This is a genomic window from Paenibacillus sp. IHB B 3084 (assembly GCF_001447315.1).
Lineage (GTDB): Bacteria > Bacillota > Bacilli > Paenibacillales > Paenibacillaceae > Paenibacillus.
The window spans coordinates 1,650-27,707 of the sequence record NZ_CP013205.1 but is presented as its reverse complement, the minus strand read 5'-3'; the positions used below and the strand labels follow the sequence as shown (position 1 = coordinate 27,707).

Here is a 26,058-nt window from a genome sequence, read left to right as displayed (position 1 = left end):
TTACTGCGAAATGGTCAAGGCGTTTAAGAGCCTGTCACTGGCAGCTTGGAAGATTCGATGAATTTTCTCGTGATCCTCTTCAAAGGGAAGGGATAGAGAAATCAGCAATACACTTTCTGTGTATACAGACTCAAAGAAAATCGCTTTTCCTCCGTTTGCCTGTTCCTTCTTCCTGTCTAAAGCACCGATTTTCTTTAAACCTCCCTGCATTTCACCCAAGTGGTTAAACACGATAGGCAGTTGCTCAAGTCCCTTTTTTAAAATGGAACTGGATTGTGGGTAAGTCGGTTCCATTTCTTCGTTAAAGATCAGATTGAAGAAATTTAAATGATGATGTGCGGCAGTATCCAAGAGTTTCTGGATATCATTTTCGTAGGATATTCTCTCCTCCTTCAGGAGTAAGACGGGAATGTGGTCAATATATTCTCCCACCGATCCAAAGTAGTTCCGATCCCCATACTGTCGTCCATACTGTGTCAACCATAATGGAACTTCGGACTGTTCAAAATAGCTGCTCAAGAACTGGAATGCCATTTGCAACGAAATATCCCATAGGTTCACAGCCTCCTCCTGCGTTGGAATATCATGCAGGTTTAGATTCCAACGATATGAAGTAGGTGCTGCATAATTACACCCCAGCATCCGTTCATGGATACGACTATTATGATCCTCAAATGCCGGGAGCTTAAATTGCTCCACAATCTGCGGATCGCTGAGTCCTTGAGGACCTTGGCGGATATGATCGACATAATCGTGATAATGGAATGTTTTAACTGTCTGACTTTGCTGTATATGATCGTATTCCTCCAGAAGCTGATTATGCAAAACTACACCACTCGTCGCATCAAAGATGATATGTGAGCATGGCAGTAGCAGTAAATGTTCCCGCAAATTCAAGCGAACCAGCATCATCCGGTATTGCAGAGCGTGTTTCTGCTCATATGGTTCAAAATAAAGATTCGACATGAGGGATGAAAGAAGCTGCTGTTGGGTCTGTACCGGATAGATCGAAAGATCCACGCTAGGCAATGAAATATGCTCCGGTGTTGGCCGTACTTCCCATTCCCAGACTCCATCCGCGTGTACAAGCACACTTCTCAGTAATTCATGGCGATGAATTAACTGCCGAATCGCTGTATTCAGACGCCCCATATCCACGTATTGGTCCAACCGAACCACGGTGCCTGAGGAAGCCGGGTGCATCAAATGGTAATGCTGTGCAGGTGCGAGCGGGAAACGATGGATAGCCTCTGAGCTGAGTAGATGCTCATGCCAGCTAGCATTCATTTCAGCGATTTTTAAAATCCATTCTTCAGTCTGACGTTGATGACTGTTTTCCTGTTCCTCGTCTGTTTGCTCCAGCTCTGTGTGCCCTGTTCTGACCATTAGGCTGGCGTCTTCCCCACCCATCGGAACGATATAATGAGGATGGAGGTCGGAATGAACATGAGACGAGATTCCCGCGGTCATCTCATCCACCTGATCTGCCCGGAAGGGATGCACATACAGAAACAAGTAATCGCGTTCATCGTTAGGTACGAATTGAAGCATGGCCTGTACGCCAAAGGTTTCGCTAATCCATTGTTCAGCTTCCGTTACATCTGTAAGCAATGAAGTATCTTGCTTGGTGACAACTTTATCAAGGGATAACAGATCGGACAAGCTTCGAATGGTTTGATGTTGCAACACTTGGTGTATGCCGAGTGGAATACCTGATTCCTGTGCTTTGGAAACGAGCTGAATGGCCTTTAAAGAATGACCTCCAAGCTCAAAGAAGTTCTCGTCGATACTTACCTTTTCTACCCCAAGCACCGCCCGCCAGAGATTCGCCAATTGTTGTTCCACTTCATTTCTTGGAGCCACGTAAGCTATATCCGGGCTACTTGCCAATTCCGGCAGTGGCAGTGCCGTGCGGTCAATTTTACCGTTCGGTGTTAGTGGCATGGATTCCAGCTGCACAAAGTACGAAGGCACCATATAGTTAGGTAGCTTTTCACCCAGTAAGCTGCGTAACTCACTTGTACTCACTTCGCGCTCTGCCACATAGTACGCCACCAGTTGGTTTTGACCCTGCTCATCCTCATGGGATAGTACAATTACCTCTTGCACAGCCTCCACCTTCAGCAGGTTTGCCTCCACCTCGCCCAGTTCAATCCGGTACCCCCGGATTTTCACCTGGTGGTCGATGCGGCCTAAGTGCTCAATGTTGCCGTCCGGCATCCATCTCGCCAAGTCCCCTGTGCGATACATCCGTTCATATCCTGCTTCTCCGTCCGTAAACAGATTCGGTATAAATTTCTCATCCGTGAGCTCCGGACGATGCAGATATCCACGTGCCAGCCCTTCCCCCGATACACACAATTCTCCAGCTACGCCCACAGGTGCCAGATGTCCATGCGCATCCACGATATATACCCGGTGATTCGGTACGGGACGTCCGATAGAAATCCGTTCATCCGCATTCGCATCCTCAGACACCGGCCAGATCGTTGTGATAATTGAGTTTTCCGTTGGGCCGTATCCGTTATAATACGGAACCTGATCTTTCCATTGCTGTACAAGCTCTAATGAAGAGGCCGATCCGGCCGTAAACAGGATACGCAGACTCGACATCCGCTTCGGTTCCAGATACACCGCATACGTCGGTGGCAGCATGACTACGGTAATTTGGTGCTCTGCGGTATATTGTTCAAACCGCTCATAGTTTAAAATCGTCTCCATGGTCGGTACGTACAGTGTGGCTCCGCAGAACAGCGTTTGGAACACTTCCCAGCAAGCGGCATCAAAGGAATAGCTGGCAAACATCAGGACATGATCCGACAAGCTCATGTGTAGGGTTTCATCAAAATAGGTTTTCAGATTGCATGGCCCGTGATGCTCAATCATAACGCCCTTCGGCTGGCCCGTCGTTCCTGAGGTATAAATCACATATGCCAGATCGTTCGGGCCAGACACTGGCTCCAGATTCGACCCCTCTTCGTGATAGACCCCCTGCTCCCCATCCAGCACCAGTATCTTGCCGTCGAAGGCCACTTTTTCCAGCAGATGGCTTTGTGTTAATAAGAGAGCTACTCCCGAGTCGTCCAGCATATAGCGGATACGATCCTCTGGATACGTTGGATCTAGAGGAACATACGCGCCTCCCGCTTTCATAATCCCGAGCATCCCCACGATCATATCCACCGAACGCTCCGTCATAATCCCCACCAGGCTGTCTGTTGTTACGCCGTGACTCCGCAAGGTACGAGCCAGTCGGTTTGCACGTTCATTCAGCTCGCGGTAGGTCAACTGTGCTCCTTCGAAGAACAATGCTGCCTGCTCCGGGGTCTGCGCCGCTTGAGCCTCGAACAAGCCGTGAATCGTCTGCTCGCTCGGATAGTCCGCTGCGGTATCTCCCCACACGTTGAGAATTTGCTCGCGTTCTTGCTTGGTCAAGACATCCAGCTCACGCACTCGAATGTCCGGGTTCGACGTTACCTGCTCCAGCAGTTGCACCAGATGTCCCTGAATCTGTTCTATACTTTCGCGCTCAAAGACTAGTCCGTTGTAATTAAAGCTCATGTGAATGGATTTCCCGACTGTATCACCAGATTAAAGTCATAGCGCGTCGGTTCGATCTCAGTCAGGCGAAGACTGGTCTGCTGCCCTTCACCGAACTGCTGCATTTGTTTCTCCGCCGGATCACTTGCAAAATAATCCTGTGGTTGATCCAATTTTGCTTCAGGTCCGACAACGCCTGAATTTCAGTCAGCGGATACGCAGTATGCATATGAGTAGCTATAGATTGCTCCTCGTTTTGCTTCATCATTTGCGAGAACAGACTGTTCTCATTACTTCTAATCCGTACAGGTACTGTATTCTGAGACAGAACCATCATTTGTTCCACATTCAGAAGATCAGGCGAATGCCCGGAAACCGTACTACCCAATACGACATCATCTGTACCATTATATTTTTGGAGCAATATGCCCCAGACTGTCTGCATCAGTGTAGTCAGCGTCACCTGATGACGTTTGGCAATCCGTTGAATCATCGTCGTCAGCCCCACGCTCAAATCGGTGTTAAGCTGCTTTGCCTGATAATCCGTGTTTGACTGCATTTTGACTTGTGGTAAATGGGCCTGTTCTTCATATCCGTCGAGATATGCATTCCAGTAACGAGCAGCTTTTTGACGTTCCTGATGTATTTTCAGCACAGATACCGATTCTTCTGTAGTGATCCGTTCCAGTTCGCCCAGCGAGATATCTGGATTGGCTATGATGGTTTCTACCAAACGTACGAAGTGACGCGTAATCTGCTCGATGGTTTCCCGCTGGTAGAGCGATGTTGCATATTGCAATCCGAAATGGATGCCTGTTTCTTCTTCGCTGGCTTCCAGCATCAAGTCAAACTTCGCCGGAGCCTGCTCCATGCCGTATGATCGGAAACTCAGACCTTCCAACTTCAGCTCTCCTTGTTCGTTGTTTTGCAGTACAAACATCGTGTCGAACAATGGGTTGCGGCTCATATTCCGCTTCACGTTCAGTTGTTCCACCAGTTCCTCAAACGGATAGTCCTGATGCTCATAGGCTTGTAAGGTCCGGGTTTTCACATCATCTACGTAGTTACGGAACGTATGTGCTGCGGTTGGATAATTGCGTATGGCCAATGTACCTACGAACATGCCGATGATCGGCTCCAGATCAGCATGCGGTCGTCCGGCAATCGGAGAACCGACAATGATGTCTTTCTGTCCGGTATATTGATGCAGCAGCGCTGTGTAAGCCGCCAATAACACCATATATAGCGTCGAGCCTGTCTGTGCTGCCAGCTCCTTCAAGCGTTCGCTGACCTCGCGTTCCAGCCTGAACACGACCGTGTCGCCTGCCGTACTTCGAACCGCCGGGCGGGCAAAATCGGTTGGCAGGTTCAGCACGGGCAGCTCACCCCGGAAGGTATCTAGCCAGTAGGCTTCCTGGCGCTTCATCCAGTCCTGCTGCGATTCGCTTTGCTGCCATACGGCGTAGTCTTTGTATTGAATACGTAGCGGAGGTAACCCCTCACCGCTATACAAGCGAACAAATTCGTCGGTCAGTACCCTCTTGGATGCGCCGTCCGAGATAATATGGTGCATGTCCAACATCAGCAGATGCTGTGGCTCTTCTTCTATTCCTTGTACGCCCAAATCCACCAAGGCCACGCGCAGTAGCGGAGCGGCTTGCAGATCAAACGGACGTATAAAGCGCTGCACCAGCTCTTGCGCTTCTTGGCTGACAATCGTGTCGGATACGACTGCATAGTCATAATCTTTATGCGTAGCCTCGGCATCACGATCTTTGGAGCCCGCAGGTGTGACGGCGCTTGCTTCCACCTGGACTTTCGCATATTCCACCTCAAACGGTACCGTATCGGCAATCCATTGCATCGGCTCGTTGTCTACCCGCTCCAAGCGGGTACGTAAGCTGGCGTGACGGGCGATCAATTGACGGAACACTTCTTCCACTCGTTTCACATCCAGCGGGCCGCTCACTTGCAGCACGAACGGCATGTTGTAGCTCACATCGTACGGATCGAACTGATGCAGCACATATAACCGTTTTTGCGCTGAGGACAGTGGGTAGAAGCTACGCTCGTCCGTCACCGGAATCGACGCATAGGCCACTTGGTCCAGACCTTCCATGACCGCTGCCAACTGTTCAATCGTTGGCGCTTCAAAAATACTGCGCAACGGAAGCGACTTGTTTAGCTCCTTGTGAATCTTCGAGGCTAGTGTTGTCGCCCGCAGCGAGTGTCCACCGATCTCAAAGAAGTTTTCCTTCACGCCGACCTGCGCCAAGCCCAGCACATCCTGCCAAATTTGCGCCAGCTTCACTTCCACCCACGTCCGCGGTGCGACATAATCCGCTTCGCTTTGCAGGCTACCTTCTGGTGCTGGCAGTGCCTTGCGGTCGATTTTGCCGTTCGGACTCAGCGGCATCTGCTCCAGCTGTACAAAGTACGATGGCACCATGTAGCTTGGCAGCTCCCGGCCCAGTTCACTTCTCAGCTCGCTGGCTCCGAGCTCTTGTCCGGCGACGTAGTACGCCACCATTTGTTTTTGTCCCGTTTCATCCGCACGAGCCGTGACGACCGCTTCTCGTACCGACTCCACTTTCAGCAGCTGCGATTCGACCTCGCCCAGCTCGATCCGGTACCCCCGGATTTTCACCTGATGGTCGATCCGTCCCAAATATTCGATGTTGCCGTCCGGCATCCATCTCGCCAAATCGCCCGTGCGGTACATCCGCTCATAGCCCGCTTCGCCACCAGCAAACGGATCGGCAACGAATTTCTCTGCCGTCAGCTCCGGACGGTTCAGATAGCCTCGTGCTACGCCTACCCCGCCGATGCACAGCTCCCCTGCTACTCCAATCGGCTGCAATTGCTCCGTGCCTTCCTTGACGATGTACAGACGGATGTTCTGAATCGGTTTTCCGATTGGAATGATGGCATATTCCTCCATCGGCTCGCAATCAAAGTACGAGACGTCGACCGTCGCTTCGGTTGGGCCATACAGGTTGATCAGCTTCGCTCCAGCGATACCTGACACGAGCCGTTGGAACCGTGCCACATGCTGTGGCGGCAACGCTTCGCCACTGGCAAATACATGGCGCAGCGTTCCCAGCTTCGCTTGTATCACTTCCTGTGGCTGCTGCTCCACATACTCCAGGAACGCGTGCAGCATCGCAGGTACAAAGTGCATCGTGCTTACGCTATCGCGGGCAATCGTTTCGACGATGTCCTCCGGATTCTTTTCCCCGCCAACCGACAGCAGACTCACCTTCGAGCCAACCATCGACCACCAGAACAGTTCCCACACCGACACGTCGAATGTGAAGGCGGTCTTTTGCAGGATCGTATCCTCTGCACTCAAGCCGTACCGATCATGCATCCACAAAATCCGGTTCAGCACGGAATGGTGTTCGACCATAACGCCCTTCGGTTTTCCAGTGGAGCCGGAGGTGTAGATGACATAGGCTACATGGTGCGGACCAGCTAGTGGCTCCAGATTCGAGCCGTCTTCGTGGTACATGTCCTTGCCACCCACCACCGGACGATCCAGCACCAGCACCTTGCCATCGAAGCTCAGCGACGCTTGCTCGGCCAAATGCGATTGCGTCAATACCAGCTTCGCTCCCGAGTCCTCCAGCATGAAACGGATGCGGTCCGCCGGATATTCCGGGTCAATCGGCACATAGGCTCCGCCTGCCTTGAGGATCGCATAGATGCCTACGATCATTTCCAGCGAGCGCTGTACTAAAATGCCTACCGGCTGATCCGGTTCAACGCCTTCCGCACGCAGGGTGCGTGCAAGACGGTTGGCCCGCTCGTTCAGTTCACCGTAGGTTAATTCCTCTGAACCAAATATCACTGCCACCTGATCCGGTGTTCGTGCCGCCTGCTCCTCGAACAGCGCACTTAACGTCTGATCCTGCGGATAAGCTGCCGCCGTAGCTCCCCAAACCTGAACAATCTGCGCTTGTTCTTCCGGTGTTACCAATGCCAGCTCATTCACACGGATATGCGGATTGTCCACAATTTGCTTGATAACGTGCAGCACATGTCCCTGCATACGCTCCACGGTAGCCCGATCGTACACATTAGCGTTATATCTGAACATGATGCTGAAGACTTCATCCGGCATCACAATCAAGTCCAGATCATAATTGGTCTGTTCCACGACCTCTACATTCGTAATCTCAAAAGCGGACGGACGAACTTCGCCAAGCTGCTCCACCTGCTGCTCTACCGGGTAATTCTCAAATACCATAATGTGGTTAATCAGATTTTGCTTCTGCTCAGTCAGCGCCTGAATCTCATACAGCGGGAAGCTGTCGTATACTCCCGAGGCCAGTGCCTGCTCCTGCGTTTTCCGCATAACCTCCACAAAAGTGGCATTCCGTTCACTTTGAATCCGAACCGGTATCGTATTAATGAACAAACCGATCATATTCTCTACACCGACAATATCCGTCGGACGTCCAGATACGACACTACCGAAAATAACATCCTCATTGTTGTTATATTTCTGCAAAATAAGGCCCCACACGCTTTGCATCAGCGTATTAATCGTCACCTGCTGCTGCTTCGCAATCCGGTACATGGCTTCGCTCCACGTTTGATCCAGCTCCACCGTTATTTTTTCAGAAATATATTCGCTGGTTTCACTAGCTGTAGTGGATGGAGCATTTTCCCTGCTGTCCACGGCTTGATCTTTTGATGAAGCATCCGGGCCAGGTAACAAAGTCTGCTGTTCAAAGCCCGCCAAATAGCTGCTCCAATACTCTTTTGCCGCACGTTCATCCTGACGCTCCAGCCATTCGATATATTGGCCATACGGTGTGATCGCAGCAAGCTCCGGCTGCTTCTGCTCCAGCAGCGCAAAGTACGTACCAAACACTTCGCCTGTCACCAGCGACAAGCACCAGCCGTCCATGACAATGTGATGGAAGCTCCATACCAAGTGATACATCTCTTCATCTGTCTGAAATACCTGTACGCGCATGAGCGCATCGGTACCGAGATTAAAGGCCCGGGCCTGGTCCTCCTGCTTGAACGCATGGATATACGCCTTTTGCTCCGCTTCCTGCATTCCACGTAAATCCTTGAAGGAAAGGTCGCTATCTTTGTGACGGAACACGATTTGTAATGGCTCCTGACTGTGCCCTGTCTCAAACATATGGAAATTCGTCCGCAGCGCTTCATGACGCTGTGTCAGTAAATCCAGGCTCTTCCGGAAAACAGCTACATCAAAGCTGCCTTTTTGATCAAACGACGCTTGCTGGAAGTATGCGCCTGACTCCGGCTCCATTAAGCTATGGAAAAGCATCCCCTTCTGCATCGGCGAGAGCGCATAAACATTTTCCAGCTCACCCACAGCAGCCATTTGCTCCGTCAATTGTTCCAGCTGCTCCAACCTCAAGTCCTTGAACAATACATCGCTTGGTGTTAGCTCACTCCGCTCTTTGGAGGCACAGTGAACGATCACTTCCTGCAAGCTCTCCCGCAGTAGCTGCGCAAAGTTTTCCACATTTTCCGTGTGATATACCTTGCGGTCATAACTAATTTCCAATGTCAGTACACCTGCTGTGATCACTCCGTTCACATTCAGCGGCTGTTCCAACAGAGTACAGTCACTGACTGGCTCCCCTCCTGTATACGAAGAGAACTGGATACCGCTGTTTTCCAAATCCTGATCAAATTGTCCCAAATAGTTGAAGCTGATGTCCGGCTGGAACGCCAGCTCTTCATCGTTCACATCCTGAGACATATATTTCAGAATACCGTAGCCAATGCCCTTTTGTGGCACATGACGCAAGTCTTCCTTCACCCGCTTGATTCGCTGCCCCACTTCTGCCTTTCCGTCAACATCGAGCAGCACCGGATATTGGCTTGTAAACCAGCCCACTGTGCGTGTGATATCAATATCCGGCATGATTGCTTCCCGACCATGCCCCTCCAGGTTGACCAGCACGCGCTCCTGACCGCTCCAGTTATACAAGGCCGTGCCCAATGCGGTTAGCAGCAGATCATTGACTTCCGTGTTGTACGCGCGGTGCGCTTCCTGAAGCAGCAGTCGTGTTTCCTGCTCGCTCCAAGCTACGATCACCGTCTGGCTGTCGCGCATCAGAAAAATTTCTCCTTCGGCGATATCCAGATCCTTGGGCAGTGGCATCCATTTTGATTGGGCAAGATACCGCCAGAATGCACGTTCCGAATCCATAGCCGGACTATTCGCGTATTGGGACAAACGCTCTGCCCAAGCTGCGAATGAGTCCGTTTTGTATGGCAGACGAATCGCTTCTCCCTGAACGGCCTGCTCATATCCAGTTGCAAAATCCTCGAATATGATCCGCCATGAAATGCCGTCTATGACCAAATGATGAACCGTAATCAACAGATGGTCTCCATCCGCGCAGTGGAACAGTCCCAGCTTTAACAGTGGCCCTTCGTCCAGACGGATCGAACTCTGGATGGCATTCGCTTTTTCTTCTATGGCCTTCACCACATCTGCGGAGTCTCCTAGGTTTGTCAGATCAACAACGTCCAGACGATACAGCTCCCCTTCGTTCAGACCACGGCTCCACGCTTCATAGCCCTGCTCGGTCTGACGGAAAACGGTGCGCAGCGCATCATGATGCTCGGCCACCTTCGTCACCGTTTGACGTAATGCGGCTTCGTTAAAGCCTTGTGCTCTATACAGCATCACCGACTGGTTAAAATAGTGCGGTTCTGCTGATCGTTGTGCAAAGAACCACTGCTGAATCGGGGTCAGATGGACCGCCCCGGAAACCGTCCGCTGATCGGATGTACGGCTAGCCTTGTGTACATGACTGCTCAGCAACGACACGGAAGGATATTGGAACAGATCCTTCATGTCAAGCTTGTAACCCGCTTGCAGCAAACGGGAGGATACTTGAATCGCATTGATCGAGTCGCCGCCCAGATCGAAGAAATTGTCCAAAATGCCGACTCTCTTCGCACCCAGGACCGACTGCCACACCGAAACCAATGTCTGCTCCAGCGCAGTGCGAGGCTCTACATAATTCGCCCCACTTTGCAAACTACCTTGCGGTGCTGGAAGTGCTTTGCGGTCAATTTTACCGTTCGGTGTCAGCGGCATGTTCTCCAGTTGTACGAAGTACGAAGGCACCATATAATTTGGCAGCTCCTCGCCCAGCAAGCTGCGCAGCTCACTTGCACTCACTTCACGTTCTGCCACATAGTACGCCACCAGTTGGTTTTGCCCTTGCTCGTCCTCATGATCCAGCACAATCACTTCTTGTACGGCTTCTACCTTCAACAAGTGCGCCTCAACTTCACCCAGCTCAATCCGATAGCCCCGAATCTTCACCTGGTGGTCGATCCGGCCCAAATGCTCAATATTTCCGTCCGGTAACCATCTCGCCAAGTCCCCTGTCCGATACATCTTTTCGTACCCCGCTTCTCCAGAAGCAAACGGATTCGGTACAAAGACTCCATTTGTTAAATCGGGACGATGCAGATACCCACGCGCCAGACCTGCCCCCGACACACACAACTCTCCAGCTACGCCCACGGGTGCCAGATGTCCATATGCATCTACGATATAAACCCGGTGATTCGGCATCGGACGTCCGATGGATATAGTTTCTCCCACGCTCGGATTGTCGGACACCGACCAAATCGACGTGACAATCGAATTCTCTGTTGGACCATAAGCGTTGTAGTATGCCACTTGATTTTTCCACTTGTTTACCAGCTCCGTCGATGTCGTGGACCCTCCCGTGAGCAGGATACGCAGGTTTGGCATCCGCTCTGGCTCGAGATACACCGCGTATGTTGGTGGCAGTAGCACGGCTGTAATCTGGTGCTCAGTCATATACTGTTCGAACTGACCATAGTTTAAAATCGTGTCTGACGTCGGTACGTACAGCGTGGCTCCGCAAAACAGCGCCTGAGATACTTCCCAGCAAGCCGCATCAAATGAATAGCTGGCAAACATCAGGATATGATCTGACAATCCAATGTGCAGCGTCTGATCAAAATAGGTTTTCAGGTTGCACAGCCCGTGGTGCTCCACCATAACGCCTTTGGGCTTGCCTGTCGTTCCCGACGTGTAAATCACATACGCCAAATCGTTCGGCCCGGATACAGGCTCCAGATTTGAACCGTCCTCGTGATAGACCGCCTGCTCTCCATCCAAAACCAGCACCTTACATTCGTCGAAATCCACTTTTTCCACCAGATGATTTTGCGTCAATAACAGCTCCGTACCCGAATCGTCCAGCATGTAGCGAATACGCTCTTCCGGATACGTTGGGTCTATCGGCACATACGCTCCCCCGGCCTTCAAAATCCCGAAGATGCCCACAATCATATCCACCGAGCGCTCGGTCATGAGACCCACCAAACGATCTTTCGTCACTCCGTGACTACGCAAGGTGCGGGCCAAACGGTTGGCGCGTTCGTTCAGCTCGCGGTAGCTCAGTTGCTCTCCCTCGCAGAACAATGCTGCCTGCTCCGGGGTCTGCGCCGCTTGCGCCTCGAACAAGCCGTGAATCGTCTGCTCGCTTGGATAGTCCGCTGCCGTATTTCCCCATACGTGCAGGATTTGCTCCCGTTCTGGCTCACTCAATACATCCAGCTCACGTACCGAAATATCCGGGTTAGCCACCACCTGTTTCAACAGTTCCACCAGATGACCCTGAATTTGCTCCACACTTTCGCGTTCAAATGCCAGCGCATTGTAGACAAAGCTCATGTGGATCGTGTTCCCCGGCAGGACCACCAGGTTAAAGTCATAGTTCGTCTGCTCGACGGACTCCACTCCCGTAATGCGGAAGCTGGATGCTTCCCCCTCACCCAACTGTTCTATTTGTTCCTCCATCGGGTAATTTTCAAAAATAAGGATATGGTTGATCAAATCCTGCTTCAGCTCCGACAGCCCCTGAATTTCATACAGCGGGTACGTATCATAAGCTTGGGAAGCGATGGATTGCTCCTGATTCTGCTTCATCACGTCCGAGAACAAACTGTCCTTACGACTGTGAATGCGTACAGGAATCGTGTTAATAAACAGACCGATGATATGCTCCACATTTGGAATCTCTGCCGGACGTCCGGATACGACGCTGCCGAACACCACATCATCCGTACCGTTATATTTTTGAAGCAACATGCCCCACACCGTCTGCATCAGCGTATTAATCGTCACCTGATAACGCTTGGCGATTTGCTGAATCCCAGCCGTCAGACCCACGCCCAAATCAAAGTCCAGGCGCTTCGTCTGATAACCTGTTTTGCTCTGGATTTTAGCCTGTGGCAAACGAGACTGCTCCTCATATCCGTCGAGATACCTGCTCCAATAGTTTGAAGCAGCCTGACGATCCTGCTGCTCCAGCCACTCAATATATTGGCTATATGGCGTTACAGGTCCCAGTTCCGGCTGTTTATGGGCGAGAATCGCAAAGTAACTCGCAAATACCTCATTCGTCACCAGCGACAAGCACCAGCCATCCATTAAAATATGGTGAAAGCTCCATACAAAACGATATGTTTCCTCAGCCGTATGCAAAATCGCGACACGCATCAAAGTATCCTTCGCCAGATCAAAGCCTCTCTGCTTGTCTTTTCGCGTATATTCGAGGATATAATCGTTCCGCTTTTCTTCCTCCACATCTCGCAAATCCTCTACATACAACTCACTGCGTTTATTCCGGTACACAACCTGCAAGGGGTCGTCCTTCCAGCCGCTATAAAAATTTGTCCGTAGTACAGAATGCCGCTGTACCAGCAGTTCCAGACTCGCTGTAAACGCAGCCAGATTAAAACATCCTTTCAGGTCAAAGGAGGACTGCTCAAAATAAGCACCCGATTGAGAATCCATCAAATTGTAAAACAGTATCCCCTTCTGCATCGGTGATAGTGCATATATATTCTCTACTTCTCCAACCGACTGCGTTTGTTCCACAATGGCATCCAATTGCTCCACGGTGAGTTCCTTAAGCAGTACGTCGCTAGGTGTTAGCTCCGTCCGTTCTCGAGATATGCAATGCCTGATCACTTCCTGTAAATTCTTCTTTAACAGATGAACCAGATTTTCTATTGTATCCTTGCAGAATGCCTTGCTATTATATTTAATCTCAAGCTCCAACTTGCCACCTGTTACCACTCCCCCCACGTCTAAAGCAGATTTCAGCTCAATTCGGTCGCTGAAATCTCTTCCAGACGAATAGGGTGAAGTGTGAATATCGCTATTTTGGAGATCCTGATCAAACTCTCCCAGATAGTTAAAGTTCACCTGTGGTTCAGGATGGCCCCCTTTTTGACCTGTTTTACTCAGATATCTCCAAATACTGTAGCCGATTCCTTTATGCGGTATTTGACGTAGACCCTCTTTGACCTGTTTGATACGTCTCGACACGTCAGATTTCTCTCCAATATTCAACAAAACCGGATATTGACTTGTAAACCAACCAACCGTACGAGAAATATCAATGTCTGGTATAATGCCCTCCCGTCCGTGCCCTTCCAGATTTATAAGGATATTCTCATGGCCCGTCCAGGCATACAGCGTCATACCAAGAGCAGTCAGCAGCAAATCGTTCACTTCCGTGCTATATGCATGATGCGCTTGTTTCAACAGTTGAACGGTCTCTTCCTCTGTGAGTTGCATTGTTACGGTGTCCATGTCGCGAATCATAAATCTGCCATCATGCTTATAATCCTCAGGTAATATAGCCTGATCAGAACTGATTACTTCGTCTAATTGCTCCCAGTACGCGCGTTCGCTCTCCATTGCCGGGCTGATTGCATAAACAGCCAATTTTTCAGACCAGGCACGGAAGGAGTCCGTTTTATCAGGCAAATGAATTGCTTCTCCATTCACAGATTGCGCATAAGCAGTCGCGAAATCTTCAAACAAGATACGCCACGATACCCCATCCACTACCAAATGATGAATCACGATCAGCAAATGGTCACCATCCGCACAACGGAACAAACCGACTTTCATTAGCGGCCCTTCATTTAGAGAAATACTGCTTTGAATCTCATTGGCTTTAGCCTCAATTGCTTGGTTCAGCTCCGATCCAATGGGTATATCGTTGAATTCCAACACATCTAGATGATATAGCTCACCTTCTTGCACCCCCCGATTCCACGCTTCATAGCTATGCTCCGTTTTGCGGAACACCGTTCGCAGAATATCATGATGTTCCACCAGTTTTGTCAGTGTCAGGCGCAGTGCCGACTCGTTAAATCTTTGATCCTGGTGTAGCATAACAGCCTGATTAAAGTGATGTGCAGCCGTTTCATCCAAATCTGCAAACCAATGTTGAATCGGCGTAAGCAACACATTCCCCTTAATCTCACCCTGCTCGGCAGTTCTGACACCCGCCACACTCAAGTACGGAGCCAATTCTGACACACTCGGATGCATAAACAATGTCTTCATATCCAGCTTGTAGCCTGCCTGAAGCAGACGTGAAGATACTTGAATCGCCTTGATCGAATCGCCGCCCAAATCGAAGAAATTTTCTAGCAAGCCAATTGGCTTCTTACCCAGTACGGTTTGCCAGATGGAAGCCAGCACCTGCTCTGCATCCGTTTGTGGAGCAACATATTCACTTCTACCCTGAAAATTTGTTTCCGGTGCTGGCAGTACTTTGCGATCAATTTTACCGTTCGGGGTCAGCGGCATGTTCTCCAGTTGTACGAAGTACGCAGGCACCATGTAGTTTGGCAGCTTCTCACCCAGCAAGCTGCGTAGCTCACCTGCATTCACTTCTCGCTCTGCCACATAGTAGGCGACCAGTTGGTTTTGCCCCTGCTCATCTGCACGTGCCAGCACGATGACCTCCTGCACATCTTCCACTTTCAAAATTTGCGCCTCGACCTCGCCCAGCTCAATCCGGTACCCCCGGATTTTAACCTGATGGTCGATCCGGCCCAGATATTCGATGTTGCCATCCGGCATCCATCTCGCCAAGTCACCTGTCCGGTACATGCGTTCATGGCCCGCTTCTCCATTCGCAAACGGATTCGGTACGAATTTCTCCTCCGTCAGCTCTGGACGATCCAGATAACCGCGTGCCAGACCCGGCCCGGATACGCATAACTCACCCGCTACGCCCACTGGTGCCAGATGACCATGTGTATCCACCATGTACACCCGATGGTTTGGCACAGGACATCCGATGGAAATCAATTGTCCTGCTCTCGCATCCTCAGACACCGGCCATATCGACGTAGCTACCGAGTTTTCGGTTGGGCCGTAGCCATTGTAGTACGCAACCTGATCCTTCCACTTGTACACCAGCTCTATCGACGATGCTGATCCGGCTGTGAACAGAATACGCAGGCTTGGCATCCGTTCCGGCTCCAGATAGACCGCATAGGTCGGCGGCAAGGCTGCCACGGTAATGTGATGATCCGCCATATATTGCTCAAACCGCTCGTAGTTCAAAATCGTCTCTGACGTTGGCACATACAACGTGGCTCCGCAGAACAGCGCCTGGAAGATTTCCCAGCAAGCCGCATCAAACGAATAGCTGGCGAACAACAACGCATGATCCGACGTGCTGATGCGTAGCGTCTGATCGAAATAGACTTTCAGGTTGCACAGTCCGTGATGCTCCAGCATAACGCCCTTCGGCTGGCCTGTGGTCCCTGATGTGTAGATCACATACGCCGAATCGTTCGGCCCGGATACAGGCTCCAGGTTTGAACCGTCCTCGTGATAGACCGCCTGCTCTCCATCCAAAACCAGCACCTTACCGTCAAAAGCTACGTTGCCCACCAGATGGCTTTGCGTCAATAACAGCTCCGCACCCGAATCGTCCAGCATGTAGCGAATACGCTCTTCCGGATACGTTGGGTCTATCGGCACATACGCTCCCCCGGCCTTCAAAATCCCGAAGATGCCTACGATCATATCCACCGAACGCTCGGTCATGAGACCCACCAAACGATCTTTCGTCACTCCGTGACTACGCAAGGTGCGGGCCAAACGGTTGGCGCGTTCGTTCAGCTCGCGGTAGCTCAGTTGCTCTCCCTCGCAGAATAATGCTGCCCGCTCCGGGGTCTGCGCCGCTTGCGCCTCGAACAAGCCGTGAATCGTCTGCTCGCTTGGATAGTCCGCTGCCGTATTTCCCCATACGCGCAGGATTTGCTCCCGTTCTGGCTCACTCAATACATCCAGCTCATGTACCGAAATATCCGGGTTAGTCACCACCTGTTTCAACAGTTCCACCAGATGACCCTGAATTTGCTCCACACTTTCGCGTTCAAATGCCAGCGCATTGTAGACAAAGCTCATGTGGATCGTGTTCCCCGGCAGGACCACCAGGTTAAAGTCATAGTTCGTCTGCTCGACGGACTCCACTCCCGTAATGCGGAAGCTGGATGCTTCCCCCTCACCCAACTGCTCTATTTGTTCCTCCATCGGGTAATTTTCAAAAATAAGGATATGGTTGATCAAATCCTGCTTCAGCTCCGACAGCCCCTGAATTTCATACAGCGGGTATGTATCATAGGCTTGGGAAGCGATGGATTGCTCCTGATTCTGCTTCATCACGTCCGAGAACAGACTGTCCTTATGACTGTGAATGCGTACAGGAATCGTGTTAATAAACAGACCGATGATATGCTCCACATTTGGAATCTCTGCCGGACGTCCGGATACGACGCTGCCAAACACCACATCATCCGTACCGTTATATTTTTGAAGCAACATGCCCCACACCGTCTGCATCAGCGTATTCATCGTCACCTGATAACGCTTGGCGATTTGCTGAATTCCAGCCGTCAGACCCGCGCCCAAATCAAAGTCCAGGCGCTTCGTCTGATAACCTGTTTTGCTCTGGATTTTAGCCTGTGGCAAACGAGACTGCTCCTCATATCCGTCCAGATACCTGCTCCAGTAACGCGAAGCTTTTTGACGGTCTTGATGCACTTTCAACACATCCAATGTTTCTTCCACTGTAATCTGCTCCAGCTCGCCAAGCTTTGCATCGGGATTCGCCACAATAGTTTCAATCACTCGTACGAAGTGCCGAGCGATTTGCTCAATCGTTTCCCTCTTATACAATGCTGCTGCATACTGTAAATCGAACTGAATGCCATCCTGTTCCTCGGTTGCTACCAACGCCAGATCAAATTTTGCTGAAACTTGCTCCAAGGTATATGATTGAAAACTCAGATTTGCCAGCTTTAGTTCACTTTCTTCAGTATTTTGGAGTACCAGCATTGTGTCAAATAAAGGATGTCGATTCGAATCCCGCTTCACGTTCAGCTTTTCCACCAATTCCTCAAATGGATAGTCCTGATGCTCATACGCTTGCAATGCTTGGTTTTTCACGTCCTCCATATAGCTACGGAATGTTTGCTTTACAGTTGGATAATTACGCATGGCCAGCGTTCCGACAAACATTCCAACAATCGGCCCCAAATCGACATGCGGTCGTCCCGCAATTGGTGTGCCAACAATGATATCTTCCTGCCCTGTATATTGATATAGTAACGCTGTATAGGCCGCTAATAACACCATGTACAGCGTCGAACCTGTCTGTGCTGCCAGTTCTTTTAAGCGCTCGCTAACTTCACGCTCCAATCTGAATACAACCGTGTCGCCTGCTGTGCTCCGTACCGCCGGACGGGCAAAGTCGGTTGGCAGGTTCAGCACAGGCAGATTGCCCCGGAAAGTATTTAGCCAATACGCTTCCTGACCTTTCATCCAATCCTGTTGCGCTTCACTTTGCTGCCATACGGCATAATCTTTGTATTGAATCCGTAGCGGTGGCAGCTCTTCATCGCTGTATAAGCGAGCAAATTCGCGAGTCAACACGCCCGTCGACACACCGTCCGAGATGATATGGTGCATATCGAGCATCAGCAAATACTGCGGCTCTTCTTCTATTCCCTGTACGCCCAAATCGATCAGGGCAACCCGCAGCAACGGAGCGGCTTGCAGATCAAATGGACGTACAAAGCTTTGGATCATTTCTTGTACTTCCTTGCTCACAAGCTGCTCAGTCACCGATGCATACCGTTCCTGCACTGCATCACGATGTAACACTTCCACATCGGTTTGTCGATCTGCTGCTGTATAAGCTACGACATGCCCCACCTGCACCTTCGCATACTCCAACTCGAACGAAACGGTATCCTGAATCTGCTGCTTCGGCTCGTTATTTATCATTTCAAAGCGGGTACGGAGTGTTGAATGGCGTGAGATCAATTGACAGAATACTTCTTCCATCCGCTTCACATCCAGCGGGCCGCTTACCCGGAACATAACAGGCATGTTGTAGTTTACATCGTCAGGGTCAAGCTGGTGCAATACGTACATCCGCTTTTGCGCGGAGGACAGCGGATAAAAAGTTCGTTCTTCCGTCACCGGAATCAATGCATACTTCATCTGTTCCAAACTTTCAATCACTACAGCCAGCTGTTCAATCGTTGGAGCTTCGAAAATACTGCGTAACGACAGAGATTTATTCAGTTCTTTGTGAATCTTTGAAGTCAAGGTAGTTGCCCGCAGTGAATGTCCACCAATCTCGAAAAAGTTCTCTTTCACGCCGACTTGCTTCAGGCCCAATACATCCTGCCAAATTTGGGTCAGCTTCGATTCCATTGGCGTTCGCGGTGCGAAATAATCCATTCTGCTTTGCAGATTATCTTCCAATGCTGGCAATGCTTTGCGGTCGATTTTGCCATTCGGACTTAATGGCATCTGCTCCAATTGTATAAAGTATGATGGCACCATATAGCTTGGCAGCTCTCGGCCCAGTTCGCTTCTCAGCTCGCTTGCGCCAATTTCTTGCCCGGCGACGTAGTACGCCACCATTTGCTTTTGCCCTGTTTCATCTGCTTGAGCAATGACCGTTACTTCCCGTACAAAATCAACTTGCAGCAGCTTCGACTCAACCTCACTCAGTTCAATTCGATACCCGCGGATTTTCACCTGATGGTCGATTCGGCCGATAAACTCCAGATTTCCATCCGCTTTCCAGCGGGCGAGGTCCCCGGTTTTGTACATTCGTGTTCCTGTTGAAAATGGATTATCTACAAATTTGTCCGCCGTCAATTCCGCGCGATTCCAATAGCCACGGGCCAAACCTTCCCCTGCAATGCATAGCTCGCCTGGTACACCGATCGGCTGTAATTCACCCTTTGCGTTAATGACATAAATTTGCGTATTCGCGATAGGGCGTCCAATGTCAATCTGTTTGGCCTGGGTAAGTTCCTGTACTGCCGACCACACCGTCGTTTCTGTAGGTCCGTACATGTTATAAATGCGGGGACCGTTCAATTTTTGCAAGGCCTCCAGCAGCTTGGGTGGAAGCGCTTCTCCCCCCACCATAATTTCCTGTACACCTTGCAGCGCACGAGAGCCTTCCTCATGACCCAGCAGCATTTGCAGCCGGGATGGCGTCATTTGCAGCATGTCAATGTGATGTGCTGTAATCAGCTCGCCAAGTGCCTGAGGATTGACCTGATGACGGTGGTCACCAAGTACAACGGTCATTCCGCCCAGCAACGGCAGGATCGTTTCCAATACGAAAATATCGAACGAAATGGTGGTTAGCGATAAAATCGTTTTGTCCGCTGCAAAGTCAATCACTTCGCGCATTCCTGTAATAAAGTTCAGCACCGAGCGATGCTGGAGCATAACGCCCTTAGGATTTCCGGTTGAACCAGAAGTATAGATGACATAAGCCAGATGCTCCGGCTGAGCAGTGGCTTCCAGATTGGTCTTTTCTCCTTGATATACTTCCTCATCTTCGATAAACAGAGTGTTGGCGCTGTAATGGTGTTCTCCTACCAGATCGCGACTGGTCAGAAGTACGGCGGCCTCACTGTCATTCAGCATATAATCAATACGGGCTGACGGATATTCAGGGTCGATCGGCACATAAGCACCACCCGCTTTTAGCACAGCCAGCAGACCGATGATCATCTCCGCCGAACGCTGTACCATCAGGCCAACCAGCTTGTCGGGTCCTACACCGTGCGCTTGAAGTACCCGTGCCAGTGAGTTAGCGCGTTCATTCATCTCTAGGTATGTCAACTGCTCTCCTTCGAAAAATAGCGCTACTTGCTCTGGTGTTTGTAAAACTTGAGCTTCGAACAAACCGTGAATCGTCTGTTTATTTGGATATTCTATTGCCATATCTCCACAACCAACAAGGATTTGCTTGCACTCCTGTTCGGTCATCGCTTTCATTTCATGCACTTGAATGCCCGGGTTAACCACAACTTGTTCTAGTAGGTGCACCAAGTGTCCATAAATTTGCTTTATACTTTCTCGATCAAACACAAGTGCGTTGTAACTAAAGCTCATTCGGGTCTTTTTCCCTGACAAAACCACCAGGTTAAAATCATAGTTGGACTGTTCGACCGACTCAACCCCCGTAATGCTAAAGTGGGGCTCTATATCATCACCCAGTTGCCCAGACTGTTCCTCCACCCAGTCATTTTCAAAAATGAGTATATGATTAATTAAATTTTGCTTAAGTTCTGAGAGTTTCTGAATTTCATACAGTGAAAAAGCATCATATTTACTAGAAGCCACTGATTGCTTCTGGGTTTGTTTCATTACTTCCCAGAACGAGTTGTTCTCACTACTGGTAATACGTACAGGGAGTGTATTCAAAATCAAGCTGAACATACGCTCCTTATTTGGAATTTCACCCTCATTTCCGGAAAGCGTACTACCAAACACTACATCATCCGTGTCGTTATATTTTTGAAGCAAAATGCCCCACACCGTCTGAATCAGCGTGCTCTGATTCACCTGATAGCGGTTGGAGATTCGCTGAATCCCGCTCATCAGACTCGGGCTTAAAGCTACATTAAAATGCTCCGTTTGACACTCTGCTCTACTCTGAGTTTTAGCCTGTGGCAAACAGCAAGCTTCTTCATACCCGTCTAGATATGCGCTCCAGTAACGCGAAGCTTTCTGACGCTCTTGATGCACTCTCAGCACATGCACTGTTTCTACCTCTGTGATCCATTCCAGCTCCCCCAGTTTAATATCAGGATTCACCACAATAGCCTCAGACAACTGTATAAAATGACGCGTAATCTGTTCAATCGTTTTCCGCTCATACAATGATGTTGCATACTGCAATTCGAACCGAATACCTTCTTCTTCCTCGCTCGCTTCCAGCATTAAGTCAAATTTCACCGGAGCCTGCTCCATGTCGTATGGACGGAAACGGATATCCTCCAGTTTCAGCTCGCCTTCTTCGGTATTTTGCAGTATAAACATAGTGTCGAACAACGGATTACGGCCCATATCCCGTTTCACATTTAGCTTGTCCACCAGTTCTTCAAACGGATAATCCTGATGCTCGTAGGCTTGTAAAGCTTGGGTTTTCACGTCTTCCACATAGCTTCGGAATGTTTGCTTAGCGGTTGGATAATTGCGCATTGCCAGTGTGCCAACAAACATCCCGATGATCGGCTCCAGATCGGCATGCGGTCGTCCCGCAATCGGAGTCCCGACAATGATATCTTCCTGTCCAGTATACTGATGCAGCAGTGCTGTATAGGCTGCAAGTAGCACCATGTACAGCGTTGAACCTGTCTGCGCCGCCAGCTCTTTCAAGCGCTCGCTGACTTCGCGTTCCAGTCTGAATACCACTGTATCTCCTGCCGTACTTCGTACTGCCGGACGGGCAAAATCAGTTGGCAGATTCAGTACGGGTAACTCACTCCGGAAGGTATCCAGCCAATATGCTTCCTGACGTTTCATCCAATCCTTTTGCGCTTCACTTTGCTGCCATACGGCATAGTCTTTGTATTGGATCCGTAGCGGAGGTAACTTCTCACCGCTATATAAGCGAACAAATTCGCGGGTCAACACACTCGTCGACACACCGTCCGAGATAATGTGGTGCATGTCGATCATTAGCAGATGCTGTGTTTCTTCTGTCCCCTCTCCGTTAAGATCCAGTAAGGCTACCCGTAACAGTGGAGCAGCTTGCAGATCGAATGGATTTACAAAATTGCTAACCAATTTTTCTATTTCCGTCTCAAATGCAAGCGCGTCTCTCCCTGCCTGTTTTTCCTGTACCTTGGCATACTCCACCTCGAAAGGTACCCTTTCCTGAATCCGCTGCACAGGCTCATTGTTCACCATTTCAAAACTCGTGCGGAAGGCCTCGTGGCGTGAGATTAACTGCCGAAATGCTGCCTCCACCCGTCTTACATCCAGCGGTCCGCTCACCTGGAGTACTGCGGGCATGTTGTAGCTCACATCACCCGGATCAATCCGATGCAATATATACATTCGTTTTTGTGCAGAAGACAATGTATAAAAGGGACGCTCTTCCGCCACTAAAATAGATGCATACGCCACCTCATTCAGATTTTCAATCACCACTGCCAGCTGTTCAATCGTCGGTGCGTCAAAAATGCTACGTAGAGGAATTGGTTTGTTCAATTCTTTGTAAATCCTCAAGACCAACGTCATCGCCCGTAGAGAGTGTCCGCCAATTTCAAAGAAGTTTTCCTTCACGCCGACTTGCATCAAACCCAACACGTCCTGCCAGATTACCGATAGTTTCGCTTCCAACCACGTCCGTGGGGCAATATGTTCTGTCCCTCTTTGTAAATTACCTTCCGGTGCTGGCAGCGCCTTCCGATCGATTTTCCCATTCGGTGTCAGCGGAATCTGCACCAGCTGTACGAAATACGAAGGCACCATGTGGTTTGGAAGCTTTTGGCCCAGATAGCTACGCAACTCCCCCATACTCACTTCCCATTTAGCTACATAGTAGGCGACCAGTTGGTTTTGTCCATGCTCGTCCAAATGCGCCAGCACGACGGCCTCCTGCACGGCCTCCATCCTCAACATATGCGTCTCTACCTCACCCAGCTCAATCCGGTATCCACGAATCTTCACCTGAAAGTCAACCCGGCCAATGAAATCAATGTTGCCATCCGGCAACCAGCGTGCCAGATCTCCGGTGCGGTACAGACGCTCTCCACTCACAAACGGATTCGGTACAAATTTTTCCGCCGTCAGGTCAGGACGGTTCAGGTAGCCGCGAGCTACAGAAGCGCCTCCTAAGCACAACTCACCAGCTACGCCGATGGGTTGCAGACGCAAAGCTTCATCTACGATATATACTTTATGGTTCGGCAGTGCCTTTCCAATCGGGACGATACCCGATAGAGGAAGGCGTTCCGCCGTTTCTTCGTAAAAACTGGAATCAATGGCCGCTTCGGTCACACCGTAGGTATTCATGATGCGCATCTTATCGCCAAAGCGATTTAAAAGCGTGCGGTAATTTTCAATACCAAAACTGTCTGCTCCTGTAGTAAGCAGCTTCATAGCGCTGATATCTGTACCGTGTTCATACACATAGTCCATAAGTAACGTTAATAAGGCAGGCGGAACTTCAAACGTCGTAATTTCGTGCTGTTCAAGTACTTTGGCCAAGGCCGGAGGATCGTTACGTACGTCCTGCGGGCAAATGACCATGGTGCCTCTGTTTACGAATGTCTTGGCCAGATCACCGGCAAAGACATCGAATGACATACTGGCAATCTGAAGAAGCTTGACCTGAAACTCTTTTAACTGGTGAGCCTCTCTATAGCCCCACGCCGTATTTACGTAATGGCGATGCTCGATCATCACGCCTTTGGCGTTGCCCGTCGTTCCCGATGTATAGATGACGTAGGCCAAAGCCTCAGGATCATGGATAGGCGTGTAGATGGGCGCTTGCTGATGGGAATGGTTCCCTTGTGAAGCTTGTTGAAGTAATCCTGGCAAGTCCAGCGCTTCACCTGCAAAATCCACATCCGCCAGTAGTTCAGTCAGGAAAGACTGCGTGAGCATAATAGTAGCCCCGCTGTCCTGAAGCATGTAAGCAATTCTCTCCTTCGGGTAGGTCGGATCGACAGGTACGTAGGCCGCTCCCGCCTTCATAATCCCTAACACAGCGATAATCATGTCTGCTGAACGCTCAAGCATCACGGCGACGAGATGTTCGCGTTGGACCCCACGGCTTTGTAGAGCTTGAGCCAGCAGATTGGCCTTCTCATTTAGCTCATGATAGGTCAGTTCGGTATCCTCGTAGATGACAGCCGTCTGTTCCGGGATACGTTCTGCCTGCGCTTCGAATATTCCATGAAACGTTCCGGCAGGATAGTCGGCAATCGGTCCGCTCCATACATGGGTGAGCTCCGCCTCTTCTGTAGCGGTCAACAGACGAATGTCCCGCAGCAGGATTTCTGGTGTACGTGCAATCTGAACGAGTGTATGCTCCAAATGTCCGGCTAACCGTGTCATCGCTTCATCGCTGTAGACATAGTTGTTGTAGGACAGCATAAAGCTCAGCGCTTTTCCGTCCTCCACTTCGATGTTGAAGGGGTAAGGTGTTTCTTCGGACAGTTGGGCGTCCTCCACGACGAATCCAAGCTGTTCCTTCAAATCCGGCCGGCCAACCATATCCTCCAGCGGGTAGTTTTCAAATACAACAAAATGATCCATGAGTTGCTGCTTGAGCGCTGACTGGGACTGGATTTCAGCGAGTGAAAAATAGTCATATGCCCGGGATTGAACCGCGCTGCGCTGCACTTCACGAAGCAGACCTGAAAATGGCTGATCTGCATCCAATTTGATTCGTATCGGTATGGTGTTAATGAAAAGTCCCAACATCTGTTCCACACCTTCAAGCTCCGGTGGTCGACCGGAAACAACGGTGCCGAAGACAACGTCTTCACTTTGGTTGTATCCTCCAAGCACGACTCCCATGCAGCCAGAAATAGACTGCTCAGGGTCGTTCCGTTGCGTTCAGCCACCGTACGCAATTGACAGGTGGTTTCATCCGTGAGTGTTATTTTATGCTCATGCAGTAAGTACCCGGTAGCTGCCTGGAGCGGATGGGCTACAGGCAGGGTTGGCAGCACGGCTGGCTGATCATAGCCGTTCAGGATGGACCGCCAGTATTCCTTCGCCGCCTCCTTATCCTGCTTGTCCAGCCAGCGAGCATAGCCAGTATAGGGCTGCGGTGTTGGCAGTTCTACGGGTTTCCCCGCTTTCAGTGCTTCATAAGCCGCGAACAGCTCGTCCATGACGATACCAAGGCACCAGCCATCCATAATGATATGATGAAAGCTTAAAAGTAGCGTATATGCATCCTTTTGGGTGTGAAGCACAGCCAGACGGATGAGCAAATCCTTGCTCAGATCGTACCGATGGCTTCGGTCTGCGACTGCGTAGCTTCGAATCGCTTCAGCCTGCTTTGCCTCGGGAATATCCGTCAAATTCTCGTAATGAAGCGTTGGATTCCGCTCCTTAAACACGATGAGCCGCGAGCGGGAGGCACTTTTATGATAAATATTCGAACGAAGCGTTTCGTGACGCTGTACCAGGGCCTGGAAGCTCTTTTGCAGAGCCTCCAGGTTCAGTTCACCCCGGATGGTCATTCGTACTTGCTCATAGTACGCCTGTGATTCCGGCTCCATCACCGTATGAAAGAGCATCCCCTCCTGCAAAGGCGTTAAATTAGCCACTTTTTCGATTTCAAGGCTTTTACTCAT

1 pseudogene is annotated in these 26,058 nt (G+C 50.3%); it reads right to left on the bottom strand.

Annotated features, from left to right (window positions below):
• A pseudogene (locus ASL14_RS28915) lies at positions 1-26,058 on the bottom strand (non-ribosomal peptide synthase/polyketide synthase).